At 64.6% G+C, this 7,433-nt stretch carries 9 protein-coding genes and 4 tRNA genes; 10 read left to right on the plus strand and 3 right to left on the minus strand.

Annotated features, from left to right (window positions below):
• The first annotated feature begins 197 nt into the window (after window positions 1-197).
• On the plus strand, window positions 198-662 hold the full coding sequence (locus ACTHLF_RS04050) for a MarR family winged helix-turn-helix transcriptional regulator (protein ID WP_440325094.1): 465 nt from the start codon (window positions 198-200) through the stop codon (window positions 660-662).
• Window positions 663-772: 110 nt separating this feature from the next.
• Here the strand turns inward: ACTHLF_RS04050 and ACTHLF_RS04055 are convergent, their stop codons facing one another.
• From ACTHLF_RS04055 to ACTHLF_RS04065, 3 genes are read right to left on the minus strand one after another with little or no spacing between them, the layout of a single operon-like run.
• A complete protein-coding gene (locus ACTHLF_RS04055; protein WP_440325096.1) occupies window positions 773-1,153 on the minus strand; it encodes an STAS domain-containing protein in 381 nt (126 codons plus the stop codon).
• A 2-nt stretch (window positions 1,154-1,155) separates the two neighbouring features.
• The gene (locus tag ACTHLF_RS04060) at window positions 1,156-1,575 is read right to left on the minus strand and encodes an ATP-binding protein (protein ID WP_440325097.1); all 420 of its coding nucleotides are present in this window, start codon (window positions 1,573-1,575) and stop codon (window positions 1,156-1,158) included.
• Window positions 1,556-3,469 carry a SpoIIE family protein phosphatase gene (locus ACTHLF_RS04065; RefSeq protein ID WP_440325099.1) on the minus strand — a complete coding sequence of 638 codons (1,914 nt, stop codon included), beginning with the start codon at window positions 3,467-3,469 and terminating at the stop codon, window positions 1,556-1,558. Before ACTHLF_RS04065 ends, ACTHLF_RS04060 begins: the two co-directional genes overlap by 20 nt.
• A 105-nt stretch (window positions 3,470-3,574) precedes the next feature.
• On the opposite strand from ACTHLF_RS04065, the gene ACTHLF_RS04070 reads away from it, so the two are divergent.
• The 9 genes from ACTHLF_RS04070 to rplK form a co-directional block, all read left to right on the plus strand.
• Window positions 3,575-4,060, plus strand: a complete 486-nt coding sequence (locus ACTHLF_RS04070; protein WP_440325101.1) for an acyl-CoA thioesterase — start codon at window positions 3,575-3,577, stop codon at window positions 4,058-4,060.
• A gap of 168 nt (window positions 4,061-4,228) precedes the next feature.
• Window positions 4,229-4,314: transfer RNA gene (locus ACTHLF_RS04075), tRNA-Tyr, on the plus strand.
• Between the two features lie 17 nt (window positions 4,315-4,331).
• Window positions 4,332-4,405: transfer RNA gene (locus ACTHLF_RS04080), tRNA-Gly, on the plus strand.
• A gap of 26 nt (window positions 4,406-4,431) precedes the next feature.
• Window positions 4,432-4,507: transfer RNA gene (locus ACTHLF_RS04085), tRNA-Thr, on the plus strand.
• A gap of 60 nt (window positions 4,508-4,567) precedes the next feature.
• On the plus strand, window positions 4,568-5,758 hold the full coding sequence (gene tuf, locus ACTHLF_RS04090; RefSeq protein WP_440325102.1) for an elongation factor Tu: 1,191 nt from the start codon (window positions 4,568-4,570) through the stop codon (window positions 5,756-5,758).
• A 93-nt stretch (window positions 5,759-5,851) separates the two neighbouring features.
• Window positions 5,852-5,927: transfer RNA gene (locus tag ACTHLF_RS04095), tRNA-Trp, on the plus strand.
• A gap of 13 nt (window positions 5,928-5,940) precedes the next feature.
• Window positions 5,941-6,336 carry a preprotein translocase subunit SecE gene (secE, locus tag ACTHLF_RS04100; RefSeq protein WP_440325104.1) on the plus strand — a complete coding sequence of 132 codons (396 nt, stop codon included), beginning with the start codon at window positions 5,941-5,943 and terminating at the stop codon, window positions 6,334-6,336.
• Between the two features lie 8 nt (window positions 6,337-6,344).
• A complete protein-coding gene (gene nusG / locus ACTHLF_RS04105) occupies window positions 6,345-6,905 on the plus strand; it encodes a transcription termination/antitermination protein NusG (RefSeq protein WP_440325106.1) in 561 nt (186 codons plus the stop codon).
• Between the two features lie 192 nt (window positions 6,906-7,097).
• The coding region (gene rplK / locus ACTHLF_RS04110) for a 50S ribosomal protein L11 (protein WP_440325108.1) at window positions 7,098-7,433 on the plus strand (336 nt) is incomplete at its 3' end.

The following is a 7,433-nucleotide window of genomic DNA, read 5'->3' on the forward strand; positions in this document are numbered from 1 at the left end:
CGACCGGGAACATGATGGCGGCCGGAACGGCACGCACCACCACATGTAACGCGTCCGCGGCGTCGGTCCAGTTGACGAACCAGTCCATTGCGCTCATGGCTCCCCCTTTTCGCCATAGTGCCTGAGGCCTGAACAGATGTCTCGCCACGCAATTCAATCGCTTGCAATTGAATAGTCGCGTCCCTACATTCGCGGGTATGAGCGAGAAATCCTCCCCCGAAGGCCTCCAGCCCCCGCGCACCCTCGACGGGCAGCTTTGCTTCGCCCTGTATTCGGCGAACCTGGCCATGGGCAAGGTGTACAGGCAGCTGCTGGCGAAGCTGGACCTGACCTACCCGCAGTACCTGGTGATGCTGGTGCTTTGGGAGCGGGATGGCGTGACCGTATCGGAGCTGGGCGAGAAGCTGTTCCTGGATTCGGCGACGCTGACGCCGTTGCTCAAGCGGTTGCAGGTGGCCGGTCTGGTCGAGCGTACCCGGAGCAAGGCGGACGAGCGGCAGGTGATCGTGACGCTGACCGATGAGGGCAGGGCGCTGCAGGCGAAGGCCGCGGATGTACCGGTCGACCTGTTCTGCGCGATGAGCTGCGATGTCGAGACGCTCGGATCGTTGAAGCAGCAGTTGGAGATGCTGCGTGGGAATCTTGCGGATAGTGTGAAGTAGGCGCGTCGCTGCTTCATGGCTCCGTTGGCTATCGCGCGCAAGCGCGCTCCCACAGGGCCGCGGGGTTGCCCCAACCGTTGTGGGAGCGCGCTCGCGCGCGATGAGTGCCCTCAGGGCTGCCCGGTTACCGACCGCTGGATGTGATCGAGATACTGGTCGAGCTCATTGATGCTCGCGAATACCTCCTTTACCGGTACCGCCTTCACGATCTCGAAGACCTTCTTCACCTGCGGCTGCGGGTTGAGCAGCAGCGTGCGCGCACCGCGGTCGTTCATCTGCTTGCGCAGCTGGGCCAGGCTGCGCAGGCCCGCGCTGCTGATGTAATCGAGCTGGGAAAGGTCGAGGACCAGCGTGCCTTCGTTGTCGACCATCGGCGTGATGTCGCGCAGGGCGTCGTCGAGGTCGGTGAAGGTGTTGGCATCGAGGCGCCCCTCGAGCCACACGGTCGTGCGGATCGGGGTCGGGCTCTCGCTGCGGACGATGAGGGTCATGGTTAAGACTCGTCGGACAGGGTGGGATCAAAGCGAATGACGACACGGTTGCCGTGGGCGTCGCGTGCATATTCGAAATCGGTGGCGATGCTGCGTGCCAAGTGCAGGCCGAGGCCGCCGATCTCGCGGTCGGCGAGGTCGCCGGGCAGGTCGGGCGGATCGTGTTCGAGCGGATTGAACGGCTGCGCGTCATCGCGCAATTCGAGGCGGACCGCATCCGTCCGGGCCTCGAGCTTTATCTCGATCGTGCCGTGGCGGCCATCGGGATAGCCGTGGCGAACGGTGTTCACGAGCAATTCTTCGAGCACCAGGCGTACGTCCGCGCGGCAGGCGTCGTGCACGTCGGCGCGGTCAAGCGTGGATTCTGCGTGCTCCAGCGCCTGGAACACGTCCTCCAGGCGGTTAGGAATGCACAGCCGCATGGATCCGCGCTCCCTCGACGCCCGTGTCATGCCAGGTGAGGGCAAGCAGGGCGATATCGTCGTACGCGGGCGCGCCCGCGGTGTAGGCGTCCACATCCTCCAGTACGCGATCGACATACGTTTCCGGGCTGGCGCCCTCGTCGATGCGCGACACGCTATCCAGCAGCGCGTGCGTGCCATACAGGCGTTGGTTGCCCGCATGCGCCTCGCTGACGCCGTCGGTATACATGAGCAAGGTATCGCCCCCCAGCAACGTGAGTACCCGCACAGGGTACTGCGCTTCGCGGTCGAGGCCGAGCGCGGGGCCGGTTTCCACATCGACGAGGATGGCGCTGCCGCCGGCGTGCAGCACGGGCTGTTCATGGCCGGCGCTCGCCAGCGAAAGCAGCCCGCTCTCCGTTTCGATCACGCCACAGAGCAGGGTGACGAACATGCAGGTGTCGTTGCCCTTGCACAGCTCGCGGTTGAGCGTGCCCAGGATGTCGCTGGGCGAGCGCGCGTGCGTCGCGATGGTACGGGCCAGCGTGATCGTGCGCGCCATGAACAGCGCGGCGGGGATGCCCTTGTCGGACACGTCGCCGACCATCACGCAGACATGTGTGTTGCCGAGCGCGAAAGACATGTACAGGTCGCCGCCGACGGCGCTCGCGGGGCGTAGCGCGGCATGTACCTCGAGTCGCCCGTCGTCGGCGATCCAGTGCGGATCCGGGATGAGCGCGAGCTGGATCTGTCCGGCGATCTCCAGTTCGCTGGTCATCCGGGCCTGGTCGCGCGCAATGCGTTGCGCGGTGTCGATATGGCCTGCCAGCTGCCGGCGCATCTGGTCGAACGCGCGGGTGAGCCGGCCGACGTCGTCATCGCGGCGGACCGTGGGCAGCTCGAAATCGAGGTCGCCACGCGACACGTTCTCCGCGCGGTCCGCCAGGACGGTCAGCGGCGCCATGAGGCGGCGGGTGATGACCAGGGTGATCAGCGACACGCCCATCAGCGCGAGGACGCCCAGCAGCACATCGACGAGGTAGGTGCGGCGCAGGTCGGCGAGCACCTGCCGTTCGGGCATGGAGAGGCCGAACGTCCAGTGCGTGCCGCGGATCGGGACGAAATAGACCCACACCGGCTCGCTGACCCGGCCGCCTTCCTCCGGGGTGATCCGGACGGGATTCTGCTGGCGGGCGATCGCATCGAGCAGCGGCTTGCTGCCGCGCGTGCCGATGTAGGAGCGCCAGTCGTGGGCGAGGAAGTCACCGTTCGCGTCGGCGACGAAGGCCGAGGCATGGTCGGGCTTGGCGAGCTCGCCGAGGAGCTGCTGCAGCCAGCCCAGGCTGATGGTCGCGTCGGTGACACCGATGACCGGGACATCCTTGCCCGGGATCGCCACGGAGTAACCGATCAGGGTCTCGTCGCGTCCAGCGGGGCGGAAGGGCGGCTGCCAGCAGCCCCGGTCGCAGTTCAGGCCGCGGACGAACCAGGGTGAACTCCAGTACGGCTCGGGGTCGGACAGGCGGTCGCCCGCCACCAGCTTACCGTCGGGGTCCCGGCGGGCCACGGGGGCGTCCTCGGGGCGCAGGTGGTTGACGTCACGGGGGATGAAGACGGCGCTGACGTCGACCAGCTCGGGGTTCACGGCAAGGACGTCGTGGATGACCCCAGGGGCCTGGTCGCGACGGGTGCTGAGCACCCCGGCGACCACCTGGGCGACCTTGGCGACGGCATCGATCCGGCCCTGGATACGGGTTGCCGCGGCGCCCGCCACCGCTTCGGCCTCGCGCTGGGTCTGCTGCAGCATCTGCTCGCGCGTATGGCTCAGCAGCAGGCCGCCGGTGACGATCAGGACGATGGCGGACCCCAACAGGACGCCCAGGGCCAGTCGCGAGGCGATGCTGCGAAGGACCATGGGGCGGTGGCTCCGGGGTGGGTTAGCTTGAATCTATGCCTGCCGGGGCGTCGCGACAAGCCGCCCGGGCCGCATAATGCGCGCTTTCCCCAGCAAGGTAAGGGCATGCCCGGTACCCAGCGTGACGTTGAATTCCGATTCCTGGCCCAGCCCACCGACGTGAATTTCGGCGGGAAGGTCCACGGCGGCATGGTGATGAAGTGGATCGACCAGGCCGGCTACGCCTGCGCGGTGGGCTGGAGCGGGGCGTATTGCGTCACGGTTTCGGTCAGCGGCATCCAGTTCCTGGCACCCATCCACATCGGCGACCTGGTGACGGTGTCGGCCCGCCTGATCCATACCGGCACCTCCAGCATGCACCTCGCGGTGGATGTGCTGGCCAGGGATTTGCGCAGCGGCGAACCGCGCCTGGCGACCAGCTGCGTCATGGTGTTCGTGGCGATGGACAAGCCGGATGGCGGCAAGCCGACCCCCGTTCCGCCGTGGGTGCCGGTGGAGGAGCGCGACCTGCGCCTGCAGGAATACGCGTTGAAGCTCATGGAAATGTCCCGGGCGATGGAGCCGCTGGTGAAGAAGACGCGCGAGATCTGAACCACTTCACAAAGGCCTAACGCCCTTGTATAGTTCGCGGCCGACCTGCCAGCTACCCGTACTGGTGGGTGTTGTCCGGGGTCTCCCAGGCTGTCACCGCAAGCGTTTGCAATGTGCGGAAGTTGTTGACAGTTTCGGGGGTGCTCGCGACAATAGGCGTTCTTTGTTGGAGGAATACCCACGCGGCCAACGGGGGCAGACTGTAAATCTGCTGGCTTACGCCTTCGGTGGTTCGAATCCACCTTCCTCCACCATACGAGTTCCGCGCAGTGCGGGAGTAGTTCAATGGTAGAACTTCAGCCTTCCAAGCTGATTGTGCGGGTTCGATTCCCGTCTCCCGCTCCATTGATCCTCCGCGCGCTGCGTCATGTGCTCATGTAGCTCAGTCGGTAGAGCACTTCCTTGGTAAGGAAGAGGTCGCTGGTTCGATTCCAGTCATGAGCACCACTTCGTCGTACGCGACGGTTTCTTTTTCTCTAATTTGACTCCAACGGGAGTTTAGGTCTCATGGCAAAGGGTAAGTTCGAGCGCACCAAGCCGCACGTCAACGTCGGCACCATCGGTCACGTCGACCACGGCAAGACCACGCTGACCGCCGCACTGACGAAGGTCGGTGCAGAGCGTTTCGGTGGTGAGTTCAAGGACTACGGTTCGATCGACGCAGCGCCGGAAGAAAAGGCACGCGGCATCACGATCTCGACCGCCCACGTGGAATACGAATCGCCGACCCGTCACTACGGTCACGTCGATTGCCCGGGCCATGCTGACTACGTCAAGAACATGATCACCGGTGCCGCCCAGATGGACGGCGCGATCCTCGTCTGCTCGGCCGCTGACGGCCCGATGCCGCAGACCCGTGAGCACATCCTGCTCTCGCGTCAGGTCGGCGTGCCGTACATCGTCGTGTTCCTGAACAAGGCCGACATGGTCGACGACGCCGAGCTCCTCGAGCTCGTCGAAATGGAAGTCCGCGAACTGCTGTCGAAGTACGAGTTCCCGGGCGACGACACCCCGATCATCGCGGGTTCGGCCCGTCTCGCCCTCGACGGCGACCAGTCCGACATCGGCGTTCCGGCCATCATCAAGCTCGTTGACGCGCTTGACACCTGGATCCCGGAGCCGCAGCGCGAAATCGACAAGCCGTACCTGCTGCCGGTCGAAGACGTGTTCTCGATCTCGGGTCGCGGCACCGTCGTCACGGGTCGTATCGAGCGCGGCGTGATCAAGGTGGGTGATGCTGCTGAGGTCATCGGCCTCCGCGCTACGCAGAACACCACCGTGACCGGCGTTGAAATGTTCCGCAAGCTGCTGGATCAGGGTCAGGCTGGTGACAACGTCGGCGTGCTGGTCCGCGGCCTGAAGCGTGAAGACGTCGAGCGTGGCCAGGTCCTGGCCAAGCCGGGTTCGGTCACCCCGCACACGAACTTCGAGGGCGAGATCTACGTCCTGTCGAAGGACGAAGGCGGCCGCCACACCCCGTTCTTCAGCAACTACCGTCCGCAGTTCTACTTCCGTACCACGGACGTGACGGGCTCCATCAAGCTGCCGGAAGGCACCGAGATGGTGATGCCGGGCGACAACGTGAAGATCACGGTTGAGCTGGGCTTCCCGATCGCCATGGACGAAGGTCTGCGCTTCGCTATCCGCGAAGGTGGCCGCACCGTCGGCGCCGGCGTGGTGTCGAAGATCCTCAAGTAAGATCCGTGAAGCCGGCCCCCTGGGGTCGGCCTCCCGCCACGGGGCGGCTCAGTCCATGACTGGCCGCCCTCGTGGTTCAACCGTTTCACCTGTACGCCAGTAGCTCAATTGGCAGAGCAGCGGTCTCCAAAACCGCAGGTTGGGGGTTCGAGTCCCTCCTGGCGTGCCACTTTCGAGCACGCATGAACACGAAGGCACAAGAAGCCAAGGGCACAAGCCCGGCCGACATCGGCAAGCTGCTGCTTGCCTTCATCGTTCTCGCGGCCGGTATCACCGGCTTCTATTACTACGCCGACAATCCGAACGTCCCGGGCCTGGCCCGTGGTGCGGCTGTCGTCGTCGCCGTTGTCGCCGCCCTGGCGATCGGCGCATTCACGGCTCCGGGCCGTAAGCTGCGCAGCTTCCTTTCGGAGTCGCAGTTCGAGTTGCGCAAGGTCGTGTGGCCTTCGCGCGACGAAACGCTGAAGACCACCGGTATCATCATCGTGGTCGTCATCATCCTTTCGCTTCTGATGGGGCTCATCGACTGGCTGTTGAAGTCGATCGTGCTCGATTGGTTGCTCAAGCTCGGACACTGAGGTAAGGCATGAGCAAACGCTGGTACGTCGTTCACGCCTATTCGGGTTTCGAACAGCAGGTTCGCAAGGCCCTGACAGAGCGCGTCGTGCGCGAGGGCATGGACGAGAAGTTCGGTGAAATCCTGGTTCCGACCGAGGAAGTCATCGAGATGCGCGGCGGCCAGAAGCGCCGCAGCGAGCGCAAGTTCTTCCCTGGTTATGTCCTGGTCCAGATCGAAACCGATACCAACGGCAAGACGCCGCGTATCGATGACGAGTGCTGGCACCTGGTCAAGGAAACCCCGAAGGTCATGGGCTTCATCGGCGGCACCGCCGATCGTCCGCACCCGATCCGGGATTCCGAGGCCGACGCGATCCTGAGCCGGGTCCGCGAAGGCGTTGAAAAGCCCCGTCCGAAGGTTCTCTTCGAGCCGGGCGAGATGGTCCGTGTCACCGAGGGCCCGTTCAACGACTTCAACGGCGTGGTCGAGGAAGTCAATTACGAAAAGAGCCGCCTGCGCGTCGCGGTGCTCATTTTCGGTCGTTCCACCCCGGTCGAGCTCGAGTTCGGCCAGGTCGAGAAGGCCTGAGGCCGCTAAAGCGGCCTTACCGGCACGGCGTTTGCATAAGCCGTGTGAAGTGCCTATAATGCCCGGTTCACGCTGGAGCTTTGTGCTCCGGCGTGTCCGTGTTTACGGGGTCCGCAGGTGCGGATTCCATCATTCCCAGGGATGGCCAACAGCGAGGAGCCGCAAGGCGCCAGCACTCGCGAGGAACGTAAAATGGCAAAGAAAGTCATTGGTTACATCAAGTTGCAGGTGAAGGCCGGTCAGGCCAACCCGTCGCCGCCGGTGGGTCCCGCCCTCGGCCAGCGCGGCCTGAACATCATGGAATTCTGCAAGGCGTTCAATGCCGCCACGCAGAAGCTCGAGCCGGGTCTCCCGATCCCGGTCGTGATCACGGCCTACTCGGACCGTACCTTCACCTTCATCACGAAGACCCCGCCGGCCTCGATCCTCCTCAAGAAGATCACGGGCGTGGCCAAGGGCTCGCAGAAGCCGAACACCGACAAGGTGGGCAAGGTCACCCGCGCCCAGCTCGAGGAAATCGCGAAGCAG

The organism is Luteibacter sp., assembly GCF_051958795.1.
Taxonomy (GTDB): Bacteria; Pseudomonadota; Gammaproteobacteria; order Xanthomonadales; family Rhodanobacteraceae; genus Luteibacter.

Bases quoted from the DNA above. Each gene is read 5' to 3' on its own strand.
- ACTHLF_RS04050 (WP_440325094.1), top strand. From the start codon at position 198: ATGAGCGAGAAATCCTCCCCCGAAGGCCTCCAGCCCCCGCGCACCCTC.
- ACTHLF_RS04055 (WP_440325096.1), bottom strand. From the start codon at position 1,153: ATGACCCTCATCGTCCGCAGCGAGAGCCCGACCCCGATCCGCACGACC.
- ACTHLF_RS04060 (WP_440325097.1), bottom strand. From the start codon at position 1,575: ATGCGGCTGTGCATTCCTAACCGCCTGGAGGACGTGTTCCAGGCGCTG.
- ACTHLF_RS04065 (WP_440325099.1), bottom strand. From the start codon at position 3,469: ATGGTCCTTCGCAGCATCGCCTCGCGACTGGCCCTGGGCGTCCTGTTG.
- ACTHLF_RS04070 (WP_440325101.1), top strand. From the start codon at position 3,575: ATGCCCGGTACCCAGCGTGACGTTGAATTCCGATTCCTGGCCCAGCCC.
- tuf (WP_440325102.1), top strand. From the start codon at position 4,568: ATGGCAAAGGGTAAGTTCGAGCGCACCAAGCCGCACGTCAACGTCGGC.
- secE (WP_440325104.1), top strand. From the start codon at position 5,941: ATGAACACGAAGGCACAAGAAGCCAAGGGCACAAGCCCGGCCGACATC.
- nusG (WP_440325106.1), top strand. From the start codon at position 6,345: ATGAGCAAACGCTGGTACGTCGTTCACGCCTATTCGGGTTTCGAACAG.